We start from the raw sequence: 18,744 nt of genomic DNA on the forward strand, positions 1-18,744 counted from the left end.
TAAAGAGGAGTAAAAACGATGAACGAGGAATTACGCTTAGCGCTAGACATGTTAGAGAAGGAAAAGAAAATTTCCAAGCAGGCTTTAATTGAGGCTATCGAGCTTTCATTACAAACCGCTTGCAAGAATCACTTCGGTTCCGCAGACAATGTGCACGTAAGCATGAATCCGGACACTGCAGTGTTTTCCGTATTGGCAGATAAGACAGTTGTTGAGAAGGTGGGAGACAAGTCCACAGAAATCAGCTTGGAAGAAGCCCATGAAATGGATCCTTCCTATACCTTGGGAGATGTGGTGCAGGTGCCTATCGATTCCAAGTCCTTCAGCAGAATTGCAGCGCAGAATGCCAAGGGCGTGATTGTGCAGAAGATTCGTGAGGAAGAGAGAAAGAACCTCTTTGAAGAATATTATGCTATGAGCAAAAAGATTTTCACAGCCCTTGTGGAAAAGAATACCGGAAGAGCTCTGATTATGAACTTAGGCAAGGTGGATGGTTACCTTGCGGAAGCGGAGCAGATTCCGGGAGAGAATTTGACTCCCGGACAAAGAGCCAAGGTCTATGTGGTGGAAGTGAAGGACAGCCCCAAGGGACCAAAGCTAATGCTTTCCCGTACCCATCCGGAGTTGGTTCGTAAGCTGTTCTTTGAGGAGGTTTCCGAGCTTAGAGAAGGCATTGTGGAGATTAAGTCCATTGCCAGAGAGGCAGGATCTCGTACCAAGATGGCAGTCATTTCCAATGAAGAGGATGTGGATGCAGTAGGTGCTTGCGTAGGTCTTAACGGAAACCGTGTAAATACCATCGTGGAAGAGCTTCGGGGAGAGAAGATTGATATTATCAACTATGATGAGAACCCGGCATACCTGATTGAGAATTCCTTATCCCCGGCTAAGGTAATCGCGGTTATTGCGGATCCGGACAACAAGGAAGCTTTGGTCATTGTACCGGATAATCAGTTGTCTCTGGCCATCGGTAAGGAAGGACAGAACGCAAGACTTGCGGCAAAGCTGACCAATTACAAAATTGATATTAAGTCCGAGTCTCAGGCTCAGGAACAGGGAATCTTCGATGAAATGGGAATTGATTACCATGGAGAAAGCCTGGAGGAAGAAGATTTAGGCTATGATGAGGACTATGAGGATGCTTCCTATGAAGAAGGGGAAGAGGAAGCGGAAGCTTACGAGGAAGAATAAATAAAAGAGAGACTTGGTTTTCGAAAAAAGGATTGGTCTTTTTCGAAAAGCATTTTCATAGAACCGATAGAACCGATAGAACCGTAGGGATGTTTTCCGGGAGGGAAAATGAAGGTAGAGCCACAACGAAGCTGCATAGGCTGCGGAGAAAAGAAGGACAAAAAGGACTTGCTTCGGATTGTCCGTTCTCCGGAGGGAGAATATGCCGTGGATTTGCAAGGAAGAAAAAATGGAAGAGGCGCTTATCTTTGCAAGAATCTTTCTTGCCTGGAGAAGGCTGAGAAGAAAAAGGCTTTTTTCCGTTCCTTCAAGGAAGCAATCCCCAAGGAAGACTTGGATAGACTGAGGGAGGAAATCAAAGAAATTGCAAAATAAGATATTGGGACTCTTGGGTTTGTCCATGAAGGCCGGAAAGGTCAAGGCGGGAGAGTTTTCCGTAGAAAAGTCCATTAAAGCCCATAAGGCCAAATTGGTGCTGGTGGCTGCCGATGCTTCGGAAAATACGGAAAAAAAATTCCGACAAAGTTGTTTTTATTATCAGATTCCCATATTTTCCTTCGGAACGAAGGAGGAGCTGGGGAGAGGGATTGGAAAGGAAATGCGTTCTTCTCTGTGTATAGAGGATGAAGGCTTTGCGAAACGGATGATTGAGATTTTAGATGGAGGGAATGCGGATGTTGGAAGAGAATAAGAAAGAAAATATTGAACAAAAAAGTGAGGAAGCTCCCGTTAAAAAGAAAAAGTTAGCGGTGGTTTTCCATTCCCAAAACTCGGTGAACCATAAAAATCATCCTCTGGGAAGAACGCAGTTTTCCGATAAGGCAAAGGCCAAGGTAAAGAAGGAAGCAGGGAAAGAGGAGGGAGGAAAGAAATCCCCCAATGGAAGACCCCTGCCTCCCGGAACTGCAAGGGTTACTCCTTTGAAGGCTTTGAATGCTATTCAGAAAAAGCAGGAGGAAGAGGAGAAGAAGCTGGCAGAGGAGAGACTTCTTTTAGAAAAGCAGGAAGCGGAAAGAAAAGCTAGGGAAGAAGCGGCAAAGGCCAAGGAAGAAGCGGAAAAGAAGGCTTTGGCGGAAAAGGAAAGTCAGGAAAAGGCAAAGAGACCTACCATCTCCGGACTCAAACCGACTATTTCCGGAATTGCAGCTAAGCTGAGCCCTGCTAAGCCCCAGAGTAAAGAGTCTGTCGGAGAGCGTAAGAGCAGCAGCTTCGGCGCCGGAAAGCCTGCAGAAAAGCGCTTTGCACCGGGAGGAAGAAGTGACAGCAGAGGAGAGGGAAGAAAGGATGGAGATTCCAGCGGAAGACCCCGTTTCGGTGCAGCTGCGAAGAAGCCTGCTCCAAGCCTTGCTCCGGAGATTGTGGAAAAGCAAAGCAGAACCAAGCATGATGCCACAAAGCCTCAGAAGAAGGTTTACGGAAACAAGAGCTTTGAAAATGAAAAGGCCAACATTTCCCAGAAGAATCGTGCTGCCAGAAAGCAGAATAAGTACGGCGCTACCCAGTCCTACGAGAGAGATGAGCAGGTAAAGGTAAAGAAGACCGGAAAGGGTGCATTTATTAAGCCGGAAGTGGTGAAGGTTGCGGAAGAAACCATTAAGTCCATTACCTTACCGGAGGTAATTACCATTAAGGAATTGGCGGATAAGATGAAGCAGAAGTCTGCGGACCTTATCAAGAAGCTTTTCTTAAAGGGACAGATGGTTACCCTGAATACGGAATTAACGTATGAAGAGGCGGAAAATATTGCAGTTGAGTACGATATCCTTTGTGAAATGGAAGAGAAGGTAGATGTTATCGCTGAGCTGGTACAGGATTCCGAAGTGGATGAAGAGAAGGATTTACAGCCCCGTCCTCCTGTAGTAGCGGTTATGGGACACGTTGACCACGGTAAAACCTCTATTCTGGATGCGATTCGAAATACCAATGTGACCAGTAAGGAGCATGGCGGAATTACCCAGTCTATCGGTGCTTATCAGGTAACGGTAAAGGTTAACGACGAAGACAGAGTGATAACCTTCTTGGATACTCCCGGACATGAAGCCTTCACTGCTATGCGTATGCGTGGAGCCCAGTCCACCGATATTGCTATCCTGGTTGTTGCAGCAGATGACGGCATTAAGCCCCAGACCATTGAGGCGATCAACCATGCCAAGGCGGCCAATACAGAGATTATTGTAGCCATCAATAAGATTGATAAGCCTGCGGCAAATATTGACAAGGTAAAGCAGGAATTAATGACCTATGATTTGGTGGCGGAGGATTACGGCGGAACCACCATTTGCTGCCCTGTTTCTGCAAAAACCGGAGAAGGACTGGAAAGTCTTTTGGAAAATATTGCTTTACAGGCGGATGTGCTGGAATTAAAGGCGAATCCAAACCGTAAGGCCTACGGTGTTGTAATCGAGGCGGAGCTGGACAAGGGAAGAGGTTCCGTAGCCCGTCTTTTGGTGCAAAAGGGTACCCTGCATATCGGAGATGTGGTGGCTGTAGGATCTGCCTTCGGTAAGGTTCGTGCCATGATTGACGACAAAGGAAAGAGAATCAAGAAGGCAACACCTTCCATGCCTGTAGAGATTTTAGGATTGAACTCCGTGCCTAATGCGGGAGAAATTTTCCAGGTGAAGGACAACGAGAAGGAAGCCAAGGCTTATGCGGATACCTTTGTTAGTGAAGGAAAGCAGAAGATGGTGGAGGATTCCCGTAAGAAGGTTAGCTTAGATGCCCTCTTTGACCAGATTAAGGCCGGAGAGCTGAAGGATCTTCCGATTGTCATCAAGGCGGATGTACAGGGATCTGTGGAAGCGGTTCGTGATTCCTTACAGAAGATTGAAAATGCGGAAGTTCAGGTGAAGGTGATTCATGCCGGTGTTGGTGCCATCAATGAGTCTGATATTAACCTGGCTATTGCTTCAAATGCCATCGTCATCGGATTTGACGTTAAGCCGGATCCAACCGCAAGAGATATTGCCGAGCGGGAAAATGTAGACGTAAGACTTTACAATGTCATTTATAAGGCTATTGAAGATATTGAGCTTGCCATGAAGGGAATGCTGGCTCCTGTTTATGAGGAAAAGGTTATCGGTCATGCGGAGGTTCGTATGATCTTTAAGTCCTCCGGAGTTGGTGTTATTGCCGGTTCTTTCGTTCTGGACGGAAAGGTACAAAGAGGTGCCAAGGTTCGTTTGACCAGAGGCGGAGAGCAGTTATATGATGGAACCATTGCTTCCGTAAGACATTTTAAGGATGACGTAAAGGAAGTGGGAACCAAGCAGGAATGCGGTATTGTATTAGAAGACTTTACCGATATTCAGGAATTGGATCAGTTGGAAGTTTACGTTATGGAAGAAGTAAAACAGAGATAAGAGGGAGGGGAGCCGAAGGCTCCCCTGTTCCTACTTTTTTAGGAAAGTATAAAGAGGTAAAAAGTGAAAAAACTGAGCTTTAAGAACCAAAGAAGAAATGAGGATGTGAGAAGGTGTCTTTCTCTTTTGATTCGGGAAGAGGTAAAGGATAGCAGGGTTTCTCCCTTCTGTGACGTTACCGGTGTGGACCTTACTCCGGATTTACAATACTGTAAGGTCTTTGTTTCCTGCCTTGGCAGTGAAGAGGAGCTGGGAAAAACCATTGAGGGATTAAAGGCTGCCGGGGGATTTTTACGAAGAGAATTGGCCGGGAGTCTTAATTTAAGACATACGCCGGAACTGCAATTTATTGCGGATCACTCCGTGGAATACGGTTCCAGAATGGATGCTTTGATATCTCAGGTTAGCAAAGAAGATAAGGAAAGAGCTGTGGGGGAAGTAGTAAATCAGGATAATCGCTATAAAGAGGAGGAAGAATGAGAGACAAGCTGGAGGAATTATTAGCTTCTTCCCAACGGATTTGTCTACTGGGACATACCCGCCCGGACGGAGATTGCCTGGGCTCTACTCTGGGCTGGAAGAATTATTTAAAGAATCGCTATCCGGAGAAGGAAGTACAGGTTTATTTGATGGAAGCCCATGAGAAATTTTCCTATCTTCCCGGTTTTTCCGACATTCGCCACGACGTGCCAAAGGAAAGTTATGACCTGGCTCTGATTTGCGATTGCGGAGCTTATGAAAGACTGGGAGAGTTCGGCTCTTTGGCAAAGTCTGCAAAAAACTGTTATGTGGTGGACCATCATGTAACAAGTAGTGGGGAGGATTTTCCTTTTCATACTATTTTACCCGATGCCTCCAGTACCTGCGAGGTGAGCTTTGATCTGATGGAAGAAGAGTTTTTCGATAAGGCGGTGGCTACCTGCATTTATACCGGCTTAATCCATGATACCGGAGTTTTTAAGTATAACTGTACTTCTCAGCATACCATGGAGATTGCAGGAAAATGCATAGCCCGGGGAATTCCTTTTTCCTACATCATTGATGACAGCTTCTATATGAAGTCTGTGGATCAGCAGAAAATGACGGGGAAGGTCTTGCAGGATGCAAAGCTTTATTGTGAGGATAGAATCCTGGCTTCTTCTCTGAGCCTTAAGGATATGCGTTCCTTTAATCTGGAACAAAAAGACCTGGACATGGTGGTCAGTATCCTTCGGGAAACCAGAGATGTGGATGGGGTGATTTTCCTCTATGAGGTAGGGAATCAGCTGTATAAGGTGAGCCTACGTTCCAACAACAATGCCTTTGATGTTTCACAAGTGGCGGCCTTCTTTTCCGGCGGGGGACATAAGATGGCAGCAGGTTGTAGCCTAAAGGGCAATCCGGAGCAGATTTTGGAGAAGCTTTTCGGAGAAATGAGAAAGCAGCTGGACGCAGAGGGCTTCAAAAGCAATAAAAGATGTAGAGAGTAAGCATGGATGGAATTATTAATGTATATAAAGAAAAGGGGATGACCAGCTTCGACGTTCTTCGGGCTCTTCGAAGAATTCTGAGAGAAAAAAAGATGGGGCATACCGGCACCTTGGACCCCATGGCGGAAGGCGTGCTTTTGGTCTGTGTCGGAAAGGCTACCAAATATGTGGATGCTTTGATGGCGAAAGAGAAGATCTATCAGGCGGAATTGACCTTAGGAATCGAAACGGATACGGAGGACAGTACCGGTAAGATTCTTTCCGAAGAAGAGGTTTCTATTTCGAAGGAGGATATTGAAAAGATTCTTCCCCGCTTTCTGGGAAAGCAGGAGCAGATTCCTCCCATGTACAGCGCAAAAAAGTTGGAAGGAAAAAAGCTTTATGAATTGGCAAGAGAAGGGAAAACGGTAGAAAGGAAGCCCAGCCAAATTGAAATCTTTGCTCTGGAAATTCTTTCCTATAATTGTCCTAAGCTTCGTTTTCGGATTCATTGCTCCAAGGGAACCTATATTCGTACCCTTTGTAAAGATATCGGGGAAGCGCTGGGAACCAAGGCCTGTATGTCTGCGCTTTTGCGAGAGCAGGTGGGCGAGTTTTCTTTAAAGGAGAGTTATAGACTGTCGGAAATTGAGAAGCTGGAAGGAGCAGGGGAAAGAGATACATACTTGCTGCCGCCCCTTTACAGTCAAAAGGACAGCATTTTAACCTTCGGAAAGTTTGATGGTCTTCATCTAGGACACCAAAAAATATTTGAAGAGTTGTTTAAGGAAGGAAAGGCGGAGAATTTGGTACCCTCTGTTTTGTCCTTTACCACCCATCCTTCGGTTTTATTTTCCGGAGAGCGGCAGGACCTTCTTTGTACGGAGGATGAGCATTATACCCGTCTGCAAAATGCAGGATTTTCCCAGATTTTTCTTTTTCCATTAACCTTGGAAACCGCCAAGATGCCTGCGGAGAAATTTCTGGAGGATATTCTGGTAAAGGCTTTAAAGGTAAAGCACCTTGTGGTGGGAACGGATTGCAGCTTTGGCTATAAGGGAAAAGGTGATGTGGCCTTGCTTCAGGAAAAGGCTGAGGTTTTCGGCTATAAGCTGACCGTGGTGGAGAAGGCATTAACCCGGGATGCCACCGGGAAATCCGTAGAAATTTCCAGTACCTATATCCGGAAATGCTTGGAAGAGGGGGCTGTGGAAGAGACGGCAAGGCTTTTGGGACGGTACTATACCCTGTCCGGCACCGTGGTGCACGGAAAGAAAATCGGGCGAAGCATCAATTTTCCCACGGCCAACATTCTCCCGAAGGAAGGAAAGCTCTGCCCCATGGAGGGGGTGTATCATACTCGTGTGCTTCTGGGGAAAGACTACTATGAGGGAATGACCAGCATAGGGAAGAATCCCAGCGTGGCGGAGAATAACCCGCTGACCATAGAAACACATATTCTGGGTTTTCAGGGAGATATCTACGGAGAGAAGCTTCGCTTGGAATTTATCAGCTTTATTCGGGAGCAAAGACATTTTAAGGATATCGAAGAGTTGAAGAGTCAGCTGGAGAAGGATTTGGCCTTTGTGGAGGAAGAGAGCAAAAATCCTTGACGAAAGCCGGAAATTCGCGTATTATAGTCTGGCATTTATGGACTGATTTTGGAGAAGAAGAAAAGTTATCATAAAATGCACAGCACTTCGCGTTAGGCCTAGGAAGGCGATTTCCTAACGCCTTCCTCAGTCTAACGTGTGTTAACGCAAGAAATTGCTAAAAAAAGGAGAATCAAATGATTACAAGAGAGAAAAAAGCAGAGTTGGTAGCGAAGTACGGAAGAAAGCCCGGAGACACCGGATCTCCTGAAGTACAGGTAGCGATTCTTACAGAGAGAATCGTTGAGCTTACCGAGCACTTAAAGAGCAATCCTAAGGATCACCACAGTAGAAGAGGACTTCTGATGATGGTAGGTCAGAGAAGAGGTCTTTTAGACTACTTAAAGAAGACCGACTTAGAGGGTTACAGAAGCTTAATCGAGAAGTTAGGCATCAGAAAGTAAGAAGAATCAGGGTGGAAAAGCATGGCTTTTCTACCCTTTTTTACTGTTCATTTTCTCATTTTCCTGTATAATAGGAATCTATGACAAAAGCTATCCGGAAGGTAGTCCGAGATCACTGAAGAGGCGGTGAACCTCACAGTTTCTTCAGTGGCTTTGGATCTTCCGGATTAAACAAAGGAGGATTTATGTATAAGAGTTATTCAATGGAACTTGCCGGAAGAACCCTGACGGTGGATGTGGATAGGGTTTGCGCGCAAAGTAACGGTGCCGCATTGATGCACTATGGAGACACTACGGTGTTGTCCACCTGTACCGCTTCCGCAAAGCCGAGAGACGGTATTGATTTCTTCCCCCTTTCCGTAGAATACGAAGAAAAGATGTATTCTGTAGGAAAGTTCCCGGGAGGATTTAAGAAGAGAGAAGGAAGAGCCAGTGACAATGCGATTTTAACCGCAAGAGTTATTGACCGTCCTATGCGTCCTCTCTTCCCTAAGGACTATAGAAATGATGTTTTATTAAACAACCTGGTATTATCCGTGGATCAGGATGCTTCTCCTGAACTCTTGGCGATGCTTGGCTCTTCCCTGTCCACCTGTCTTTCCGATGTTCCCTTTGACGGTCCCTGTGCAACCACCCAGATCGGAATGGTCGGGGGAGAATTTGTGGTAAATCCCGGAAACGGAGAGAAGGCGGTTTCCGACCTTTTATTGACTGTAGCTTCCACAAAAGAGAAGGTTATCATGATCGAAGCCGGAGCTAACGAGCTTCCGGAGGACAAGATGATTGAGGCAATTTATCTTGCCCATGATGTAAACCAGCAGATTATCGGTTTCTTTGAGAGCATTATCGAAGAATGCGGAAAAGAAAAGCACAGCTATGTTTCCAGCGCCATTCCTGAAGAATTATTTGCGAAGATGAAGGAAGTGGTAAAGCCGGAGGAGATGGAGAAGGCTGTATTTACCGATGATAAGGCGGAAAGAGATGCCAATGTTTCCCTTCTTAGTGAAAGATTGGTAGAAGCTTTCCAGGATGATGAGGAAGCTTTGGCCATTTTACCGGATGCCATCTATCAGTATGAGAAGAAGACTGTTCGTAAGATGATTTTAAAGGATCATAAGAGACCGGACGGAAGAGCCATCGATGAGATTCGTAAGTTAGAGGCTGAGGTAGATCTTCTCCCCAGAGTACATGGTTCTGCCATGTTTAAGAGAGGACAGACTCAGATTATGAATATTACTACCCTGGCACCTCTTTCCGAGGTTCAGAAGGTAGAAGGGCTAAATGAATTTGAAACGGAAAAGCGTTATTTACACCAGTATAACTTCCCCGGATATTCCGTAGGAGAGGCTAAGGCTTCCAGAGGTCCCGGAAGAAGAGAAATCGGTCACGGTGCTTTGGCAGAGAAGGCTTTAATCCCTGTACTGCCTTCCGTGGAAGAATTCCCCTATGCGATTCGTTCCGTTTCCGAGACTATGGAGTCTAACGGTTCTACTTCCATGGCTTCCACCTGTGCATCCTGCATGTCTTTGATGGCTGCCGGTGTTCCCATTAAGAAGCCTGTTGCCGGAATTTCCTGCGGTCTTGTAACCGGAGACAGCGATGATGAGTATTTGGTACTTACTGACATTCAGGGCTTGGAAGACTTCTTCGGGGATATGGACTTTAAGGTAACCGGAACAGAGGACGGAATCACTGCTATCCAGATGGATATTAAGATTCACGGCTTGACTCGTCCCATCGTGGAAGAGGCTATTCGCAGAGCAAGAGAAGCAAGACTCTTTATTATGAACGGTGTTATGAAAGAAGCGATTGCAGAGCCTAGAGCGGAGCTTTCTCCGTATGCACCGAAGATTTTGACTATGTCTATCAATCCGGAGAAGATTGGAGATGTTATCGGAAAGCAGGGTAAGACCATTAACGGTATCATCGAAGAAACCGGCGTGAAGATCGATATTGATGATAACGGAACTGTTTCCATTTCCGGAACAAACCTGCCTGATTTGGAAAGAGCAAAGAAAATTATTGAGTCTATTGTAAACGATATTGAGCCGGGACAGATTTTTGAAGGAACCGTAGTCAGAATGATGGATTTTGGTGCCTTTGTACAGTTAAGCCCCAACAAGGACGGCATGATTCACATTTCCAAGCTATCTGACCAGAGAGTCAATAAGGTAGAGGATGTGGTTCATATCGGAGATAAGGTTAGAGTAAAGGTTCTGGAAGTGGATAAGATGGGCAGAATCAATCTTTCTATGCGCCCACAGGATTTGGTAGAGAAGCAGGAAGCGTAAGTACAGCTTAAGGGGGAAAAATGAAGATTAGAACGAGATATGCACCTTCCCCTACCGGAAGGATGCATGTGGGAAATTTGCGAACCGGCATGTATGCCTATCTTATTGCCAAGCATGAGGGAGGAGACTTCCTCCTTCGTATAGAAGATACAGACCAGGAAAGAGAAGTGGAAGGGGCTGTGGATATTATCCGTAGAACCCTGGAAGCCACCGGACTTTTCTGGGATGAGGGACCGGATAATCCCGGAGATTGCGGTCCCTATGTGCAGTCGGAAAGAGTGAAGACCGGCGTTTATATGGACTATGCCAAGAAGCTGGTGGATAAGGGAGAGGCTTACTACTGCTTCTGTGACGAGGAACGTTTAAAGAGCCTGCAAACCGAGGTAAACGGAGAGACGCTTTTCCATTATGACAAGCACTGCCTTTCTCTTACTAAAGAAGAGGTGGAAGAGAAGTTAAAGCAGGGCCTGCCCTTTGTTATTCGCCAGAATAATCCGACAGAAGGCAGCACTACTTTCCATGATGAGCTTTACGGGGATGTTACCGTGGAGAACAGCGAACTGGACGACATGGTGCTGATTAAGTCCGACGGCTATCCTACCTATAACTTTGCCAATGTTATAGATGACCATTTGATGGGGATTACCCATGTGGTTCGCGGAAACGAATATCTTTCTTCCAGCCCTAAGTACCAAAGACTCTATGATGCCTTCGGTTGGGAGTCTCCGAAGCTGATTCATTGCCCCTTGATTACGGATGAGAATCATAAGAAGCTATCCAAGAGATCCGGACACTCCTCCTTTGAGGATCTGATTGACCAGGGCTTTGTGGCTGAGGCGGTGGTAAACTTTGTGGCTCTTTTAGGCTGGAGCCCTGAGGAAAATGAAGAGATTCTTTCTTTAGAGGATTTGGTTCGTTTGTTTGATTACCGTAGAATTTCCAAGAGTCCTGCGGTTTTCGATATGGGTAAGCTTCGTTGGATGAACGGGGAGTACATCAAGAAAATGGACTTTGACAAGTTCTATGAGAGAGCTCTCCCCTTCGTGAAAGAAGCTGTAGGTGAGGGATTGGATCATAAGAAGATTGCCGAGATGGTTAAGAGCAGAATCGAAATCTTCCCGGACATTCCCGAGCAGGTTTCCTTCTTTAAGGAAGTTCCGGAATATGAGCTGTCTCTTTATGAAAACAAAAAGGCAAAGTGTAATTTAGAGAATTCTTTGAGTCTTCTGGAAGAGGTTCTTCCTTTATTACAGGAGGAAAATGACTACAGTAACGATCATTTGTATGAGAAATTACAGGCCTTCGGTCAGGAAAAGGGCTACAAGACAGGCTTTATGATGTGGCCCATCCGCATTGCCCTTTCCGGAAAGCAAATGACTCCCGCAGGAGCTACCGAGATTCTTTCCGTACTGGGTAAGGAAGAGTCCTTAAAGAGAATTGAAAAAGCAATAGAGAGATTAAAAGAAAAGAGGTAATGGCATTGGATAAGCAGGAATTTTTAGAGAGATACAGACATTCTCTTGCACATATTTTAGCAAAAGCCATGGTAGAGCTGTATGGTCCTGAGGTACAGTATGCGATCGGACCCCAGATTGAAGATGGCTGTTATTATGACTTTGCTCTGCCCAAGTCCTTGTCCGAAGAGGATTTTAAGACTATTGAGGACAAGATGAGAGAAATCATCAAAAGAAGAGAGAACTGGACCAGAGAGGAGCTGTCCCGGGAGGCGGCCTTGGCTCTCTTTGATAAGCAAAAGTTCAAAAAGGAGCTGATTCAGGATCTTCCTGCCGATGAAGTCATCAGTATTTATCGTACCGGTGATGATTTTGTGGATCTTTGCCGGGGACCTCATGTGGAGAATTCTCAGGAACTCATGAATGTGGCCTTCCAGATTAAATCCATTTCCGGAGCTTACTGGCGTGGAGATGAGCACAGAGATCAGTTACAGCGTGTTTATCTTTTTGCCTTCCCGGATAAGAATGCCTTAAAGGAGCATTTGAAGTGGTTACAGGAAGCCCAGGAGAGAGACCATAAGAAGCTGGGTAGCCAGCTTGACCTTTTCATGTTTGATGAGACTGCTCCCGGAATGCCATATTGGCTTCCCAGAGGTTGGAAGATGTATCAGGCGCTTTTAGCCTATTCCAGAAGTGTGCAGGCAAAGCACGGTTACACGGAGATTTCCGCACCCCTTATCAATAATAAGAAATTATGGTTGATTTCCGGACACTGGGCACATTACATTAACAATATGTTTATGGTTCCCGGTATTTCCGGCTGGTTAAAGGCCGATGCTGACCTGTCCGGTGTACTGGAGCATCCTACTGATGCCAGCCTTGGAGAGAAGATTGTAAAGATTCAGGCAGGCTCTGTAATCTACAATCGTGAGAATATTGATACCATGGCGGCAAAGCCCATGAACTGCCCTAACGCCATGATTACCTACAAGAGAAGAAATCGTTCCTATAAGGAGCTTCCAATTCGGTATTCCGAGTATGATGTACTCCACAGAAAGGAAAAATCCGGACAAATGAACGGACTTTTCCGTGTACAGGAGTTCCGTCAGGATGATGACCATACCTTCGTAATGGAATCTCAGATTGAGGCGGAAATTGCGGACATCATCTCCATTGCGGATGAAGTATACAAGACCTTCGGCGTTACTTATCGTGCAGAGCTCTCCACAAGACCTGATGATTTCATGGGAGATATCGAGGTTTGGGATAGAGCGGAGGCTGCTTTAAAGAAGATTCTCACCGACAAGTACGGAGAGGGCGGTTTTGAAATCAATGAAGGAGACGGTGCCTTCTACGGACCAAAGATTGACTTACAAATTAAGGATGCTTTGGGAAGAGAGTGGCAGTGTGGAACTATCCAGCTGGACTTCCAGCTTCCTCACAACTTTGGCTTAACTTACCAGACTGCTGAAGGAAGCACCGCTATGCCGGTGGTAATCCATAGAGCAATTTACGGATCCTTGGAGCGCTTTATCGGTATTATTATCGAGAACTTCAAGGGAAGCTTCCCCTTCTGGTTAAGCCCCGAGCAGGTAGGAATCGTACCGATACGAGAAGAGCATAACGACTACGGAAAAGAAGTTTATGATGCTCTTTCCGATATGGGAATTCGTGCGGAAATTGACTACTCCGATAAGAATATGAAGGAAAAGATTAAGACCTACAAGAACTATAAAAATCCATATATTCTGGTTTTGGGAGATAAGGAAATGGAGGAAAAGACTGTTTCCATTAATATGCGCGGTTCTAATAAGCAGATTAATAACATTCCATTAGATGCCTTCCTTAAAGCTTGTGAAAGAATGCAGAAGGAACACAGCTTAGAGCTGATGGATGAGTTTTAATGAATTTTTACCTTGTTTTTGTTTTGACTGAAGAGACAGAGAAAAGAAATGATTCGCCTGGTTTTTCAGCAGTATAGCTTGAGAATAAGGGGCAATGTGAGCCCGTCGGTTCTTAGCTTTTGTTTTTTGAAAGCTTAGAACCGCTACGAGGCGAGCTTAGCGAGAGCGTGCCCCTGTTCCAAGCTATACTGGGAAAAACGGTGCAGTTCCTTTCCTCTGTCTATTTTATTTGAAAATATTTAGAAAAAATTCATGGAAAACTCAAAAAAAACATCTGCTCAAAGCTGTTAATAAGGTATAATAAAAAAGTTTTTATGTAAAACTATAGATATATAGGTGTTTGAGGTAGAATATTTACCTCGAGTATGCAGTAGTTTTTGTTTAGCGGATAGACAAATTTTCTTATATGGGAAAATTCAGAAAAAATTGTTTTAGTTTATGTAGCTAATCAAAAGCGTTTAGAGTAAGGAGAGTCTATGAATAGTGAGCATGTGAGAGAAGGGGTACAGTCTGCGCCTCATAGAAGTTTATTTAATGCCTTAGGCTATACCAAGGAAGAGATGAAGAAGCCCATGATTGGTGTGGTTTGTTCTTATAACGAAATCGTACCGGGACATATTAACTTGGATAAAATTGCGGATGCAGTAAAGATGGGTATTGCGGAAGCCGGCGGTATGCCGGTGGAGTTTCCGGCTATTGCGGTTTGTGACGGTATTGCCATGGGACATACCGGAATGAAATATTCTCTGGTAACCAGAGACTTAATTGCGGATTCCACAGAATGTATGGCAAGAGCCCATCAGTTTGACGGTTTGGTGATGATTCCAAACTGTGATAAGAATGTGCCCGGTCTTTTGATGGCAGCAGCCAGAGTGAATATCCCAACTGTCTTTGTATCCGGCGGACCTATGCTTGCGGGTAAGGTAAGGGGAGAGAAGCGTTCTCTTTCTTCCATGTTTGAGGCCGTGGGAGAATATGAGGCAGGAAAGATTGGCATGGAGGAGCTGAAGCTCTATGAGGAAAATGTTTGTCCTACCTGCGGTTCCTGCTCCGGTATGTATACCGCAAACTCCATGAACTGCTTAACAGAGGTTATCGGAATGGGACTTCCCGGAAACGGAACCATTCCTGCAGTTTACTCTGCTCGTATTCGTTTGGCAAAGATGGCGGGCTATGCCATCATGGATATGATTGAGAAAAATATTCGCCCCAGAAACATTATGACAGAGGCGGCATTCCGAAATGCCTTAACGGTAGATATGGCGTTGGGATGTTCCACTAATACTATGCTTCACTTGCCTGCCATTGCCCATGAATGCGGCATTGAGTTAAAGGTGGAAAATGCCAATGAAATCTCTGCAAAGACTCCGAATCTTTGTCATTTGGCTCCCGCAGGCTATGCCTATATGGAGGACTTGAACGAAGCCGGCGGTGTGTATGCGGTGATGAAGGAGCTGTCTAAGAAGAATCTTTTGGATCTTTCCGGCATTACTGTTACCGGAAAGACTATGGAGGAAAATATTGCTCATGCCAGAAATAAGGATGAGGAGATTATTCGTCCTATTGATAAGCCCTTTATGCCTATTGGAGGTATTGCAGTGCTGAAGGGAAATCTGGCTCCGGATACCGGGGTGGTAAAGCGTTCCGCAGTGGCTCCGGAAATGATGGTGCATGAGGGACCTGCCAGAGTATTTGACTGCGAAGAAGATGCGATTGCTGCTATCAAGGGAGGAAAGATTAATCCCGGAGATGTGGTGGTCATCCGTTATGAAGGGCCAAAGGGCGGTCCCGGAATGAGAGAGATGCTGAATCCTACCTCAGCCATTGTAGGTATGGGCTTAGGAAGCACGGTGGCTCTTATTACAGACGGTCGTTTCTCCGGCGCTTCCCGTGGCGCTGCTATCGGACACGTTTCTCCTGAGGCAGCTGTGGGTGGACCGATTGCTCTGATTGAAGAAGGAGATATCATTTCCATCGATATTCCAAACTATAGCTTGAATGTAAAGCTAAGTGATGAGGAGTTGGAGAAGAGAAGAAAGGCTTGGAAGCCGAAGAAGAGAACGGATCTGGACGGTTATCTTGTTCGTTACCGTGCGCTGGTTACCAGCGGAAACCGTGGAGCGATTTTAGAGCTTCCTAAGGACTGGGAATAAAGATCTTGCTTTGAAAAAAATAAGTTTTAAGGAATCTGCTGAAAATTGTATTTTATAAATACGATTCCTCTAAATTTCCTTTCCATGGATTGTAATATTGAAATTTTTGAGTAAAATAAGTAGGGTTTACCTTTTCTCTAAGGTAAACCCTATTTCTTTTCTTTTTTTGGGGGCTTAGTCTAAAAATAGCAAGTAAGAATAAATAGTTTTTACAATAATACAAAATGTTTTTTATGGAGCTTTCCTAAAAAATCAAATAAATAGGAAGTATTATAGATTTTACGTAGCCAGAGGAATCATTTTACGTTAAAATAATGAGATTAAGAATTTTGTAAGGAAACGATGAGCCAGTAAGGAGGACCGGTGGCACAGATGGGAGATAAGGAGCGAAATAAAATTATTCGTTTTGCTTTGCTTTTGGCAAGCTTTCTTTGTCTGCTTCTTTTTGTGTTCTTAACTTTTTTTGCATGGCAGAATTTTTTCAGTCAGAAGCCGAAGGAATGGAAGGAGTGGAAGGAAAGTGACGTGAGCTATATGCTCCCGGAGAAAAAGAACATTCTCTTTCTGAGCTCCTATGATACATCATCCCCACTCTTTTCCAGTGAGTTGGAGGGAATGGAATCCATCATTAATCAATCCAATATTCATTTGGATACCATAAACATGGATTTTCAGCATTTTGGACATGATAAGGATATTGAAGCGATTTATACCTTTGTACAAACCCGTTTGGCGAATAGAGAAAAGCCTTATGACGGAGTTTTGGTGGGAGATGATAGAGCTCTGGAATTTGTTTTGGAAAAGCAGGGGGAGCTTTTTCCGGATATTCCCATCATTTTCTTCAGCATCAACAATCAGGAACTGGCAAAGAATGCAGCTAAAAATCCCAAGTGTTCAGGATATTACAGTCCATCCTACTTAAAAGATACTTTAAGCTTGGCAACTTCCCTGCAAATGGGTGCGGATACCATTATGGTGCTTTATGATAATACTTATTGGGGAAATCAAGCCAAGGAAGAGTTTTTCTCCCTGCAACGAAGCTTTTCCTCCTATCGTTTTGCGGGCCTTAATTTTTCGCAGATGAAGAAAGAAGATTTTCTGGAAGCCATTGAGAAGCTGGATGAAAAAAGTATTGTCCTTTATATTTCCACTACCCTGGATGAAGACGGTAATTATTATCCGGGAAATCAGGCTATGAAAATGGTTTTGTCCAGAGCCAATGTACCGGTTTATAGCTATGTTATGCTGGATAATGTCAAGGGATTTTTGGCGGGTAGAGCGCCGGATATAAAACAAATGGCCAAGGATGCCAGTCTGCTGATGCTGGATGTGCTATCGGGCAAGAAGGATGTGGAGAAAACCGCAGAGGAAGAGGATAGTCCGGGAAAACTGACAGTGGATAATCGTGTCCTCAGTGCTTACCATCTTTCCAAAGCACGGCTTCCGAAGAATATTGTGTTGGAGGATACTCCTCAGCAATGGATGATGCGCTATGCCCGTTACTTATTTATAGCAGCCTTTCCTTTAATGGCAGTATGCATGATTGCTATTTACTTCTTGATGAGTCGTTTGCACAGTCAGAAGGTCATGCAGGATTTGGAAGAAAAGAATGAGAATCTATTGCTGGCAAAGGATGATTTGGAGCATAAATTAAGCTATGATTTATTGACAGAGCTTTTGAACCGACAAACCGCATTGTCAAGGCTTACGGATTATATTGGAGACAGCAAAGAGTATTCTTGTGTTTTAGTGGACATTGACAACTTAAAAGAATTGAATGAATCCAGAGGCTATGATACCGGAGACTTGTATCTTGTGGCTGTAGCAAATCGTCTTCGCCGCTTTGAAAAGGATCATGGGGTTATTCTTTCCCGCTATGGGGGAGATGAGTTTATGATTATTTTTCCGAGAAAATGTTTACAGGAGGATTCTCCGGAGCTGGCGGAAATCCTTTCAATCTTCCGAAGGGCAATTACCGTAGGAGAAGAGACGGTGTATATGAATGCCTCCGGAGGCGTCGCTTCCTCTATAGGCGGGGAGAGCCCCCGGACGATTGTCATGTACGCCGGACTGGCCATGAGCTTTGCAAAACGGAAGGGAAAAAACCGTTTGGTATTCTATAGTGAGGAGCTTCGATACAAAAAAGAAAAAATCAGTCAAATTTTGAAGATCGTGGAGAATGCCATTCAGGAGAATTCCTTCTATATGGTATATCAGCCTCAGGTGGACTGTAAGACCAGAAAAGTTGTAGGCTTTGAATCTCTTATGCGTATTCGAAATGAGGATTGCTCTCCGGATCAATTTATTCCCGTTGCGGAAAGCTATGGTTATATTGTAAAGCTGGGTAAGATTGCGGTGGAACAGGTTATAAGGCAGCTGGCCAAGTGGAAGGAAGTGGGTCATGCTCTATGCCCTATCTCCATTAACTTCAGCAGTTATCAGATTTATGATGATGATTTTGTGGAATATCTTTTTTACCAGCTGGATCGTTATGAAATTCCTCATGAATATGTGGTTTTGGAAATCACCGAGGGAATTCTCTTTGAAGAAAGTAAACAGACCAAGAAAATCTTTAACCGCCTGGTGGAAGCCGGAATTCAACTCCATTTGGATGATTTCGGAACCGGCTACAGTAGCTTTAGCTACCTGCCCTATATTCCCTTGAATACGGTGAAAATGGATAAGTCCTTAATCGATCATTTCCTGCCGAACAATGGAGATGTTATTCGAAACTTGATTGACATTGTTCATGACTTGGGAAAGGTTGTTATCGTAGAAGGCGTAGAAGATGAGTGGCAGTATGAAAAACTCTTGGAGTATCAATGTGATATTATTCAAGGCTATCTTTTTGGCGGACCTTTGCAGGCGGGAGAAATTCCTTAAGG

Annotated in this window: 13 protein-coding genes; all 13 read left to right on the top strand. The window is 44.7% G+C overall.

Going from position 1 to position 18,744, the window contains the following annotated elements:
- Positions 1-18: 18 nt before the first annotated feature.
- Positions 19-1,191, top strand: a complete 1,173-nt coding sequence (nusA, locus tag HNQ46_RS00830) for a transcription termination factor NusA (RefSeq protein ID WP_007155789.1) — start codon at positions 19-21, stop codon at positions 1,189-1,191.
- Positions 1,192-1,299: 108 nt separating this feature from the next.
- On the top strand, positions 1,300-1,566 hold the full coding sequence (rnpM, locus tag HNQ46_RS00835) for an RNase P modulator RnpM (protein ID WP_007155791.1): 267 nt from the start codon (positions 1,300-1,302) through the stop codon (positions 1,564-1,566).
- The gene (locus HNQ46_RS00840) at positions 1,556-1,882 is read left to right on the top strand and encodes a L7Ae/L30e/S12e/Gadd45 family ribosomal protein (RefSeq protein ID WP_183681706.1); all 327 of its coding nucleotides are present in this window, start codon (positions 1,556-1,558) and stop codon (positions 1,880-1,882) included. The genes rnpM and HNQ46_RS00840 overlap by 11 nt, the downstream gene beginning before the upstream one ends.
- On the top strand, positions 1,866-4,553 hold the full coding sequence (gene infB, locus HNQ46_RS00845) for a translation initiation factor IF-2 (RefSeq protein WP_183681709.1): 2,688 nt from the start codon (positions 1,866-1,868) through the stop codon (positions 4,551-4,553). The genes HNQ46_RS00840 and infB overlap by 17 nt, the downstream gene beginning before the upstream one ends.
- A 63-nt stretch (positions 4,554-4,616) precedes the next feature.
- Positions 4,617-5,033: a 30S ribosome-binding factor RbfA gene (gene rbfA, locus HNQ46_RS00850; RefSeq protein ID WP_007155794.1), complete on the top strand. Its 417-nt coding sequence runs from the start codon at positions 4,617-4,619 to the stop codon at positions 5,031-5,033.
- Positions 5,030-6,022, top strand: a complete 993-nt coding sequence (locus HNQ46_RS00855; protein WP_183681711.1) for a DHH family phosphoesterase — start codon at positions 5,030-5,032, stop codon at positions 6,020-6,022. The genes rbfA and HNQ46_RS00855 overlap by 4 nt, the downstream gene beginning before the upstream one ends.
- 2 nt (positions 6,023-6,024) lie before the next feature.
- Positions 6,025-7,614 carry a tRNA pseudouridine(55) synthase TruB gene (gene truB / locus HNQ46_RS00860; protein WP_183681714.1) on the top strand — a complete coding sequence of 530 codons (1,590 nt, stop codon included), beginning with the start codon at positions 6,025-6,027 and terminating at the stop codon, positions 7,612-7,614.
- A gap of 176 nt (positions 7,615-7,790) precedes the next feature.
- Positions 7,791-8,057, top strand: a complete 267-nt coding sequence (rpsO, locus tag HNQ46_RS00865; protein ID WP_007155797.1) for a 30S ribosomal protein S15 — start codon at positions 7,791-7,793, stop codon at positions 8,055-8,057.
- A gap of 185 nt (positions 8,058-8,242) precedes the next feature.
- The gene (locus HNQ46_RS00870) at positions 8,243-10,348 is read left to right on the top strand and encodes a polyribonucleotide nucleotidyltransferase (RefSeq protein WP_183681717.1); all 2,106 of its coding nucleotides are present in this window, start codon (positions 8,243-8,245) and stop codon (positions 10,346-10,348) included.
- 20 nt (positions 10,349-10,368) lie between these two features.
- Positions 10,369-11,823 (top strand): glutamate--tRNA ligase, encoded by a 1,455-nt coding sequence (gene gltX, locus HNQ46_RS00875; protein ID WP_183681720.1) that lies wholly within the window; start codon positions 10,369-10,371, stop codon positions 11,821-11,823.
- A complete protein-coding gene (locus HNQ46_RS00880; protein ID WP_183681723.1) occupies positions 11,823-13,706 on the top strand; it encodes a threonine--tRNA ligase in 1,884 nt (627 codons plus the stop codon). Before gltX ends, HNQ46_RS00880 begins: the two co-directional genes overlap by 1 nt.
- Positions 13,707-14,182: 476 nt before the next feature.
- Positions 14,183-15,859 carry a dihydroxy-acid dehydratase gene (gene ilvD / locus HNQ46_RS00885; protein WP_183681726.1) on the top strand — a complete coding sequence of 559 codons (1,677 nt, stop codon included), beginning with the start codon at positions 14,183-14,185 and terminating at the stop codon, positions 15,857-15,859.
- Between the two features lie 372 nt (positions 15,860-16,231).
- Positions 16,232-18,742 carry a bifunctional diguanylate cyclase/phosphodiesterase gene (locus HNQ46_RS00890; protein WP_183682171.1) on the top strand — a complete coding sequence of 837 codons (2,511 nt, stop codon included), beginning with the start codon at positions 16,232-16,234 and terminating at the stop codon, positions 18,740-18,742.
- Positions 18,743-18,744: the final 2 nt, after the last annotated feature.

It is taken from the genome of Oribacterium sinus (assembly GCF_014202695.1).
In the GTDB taxonomy this organism is placed as follows: domain Bacteria; phylum Bacillota; class Clostridia; order Lachnospirales; family Lachnospiraceae; genus Oribacterium; species Oribacterium sinus.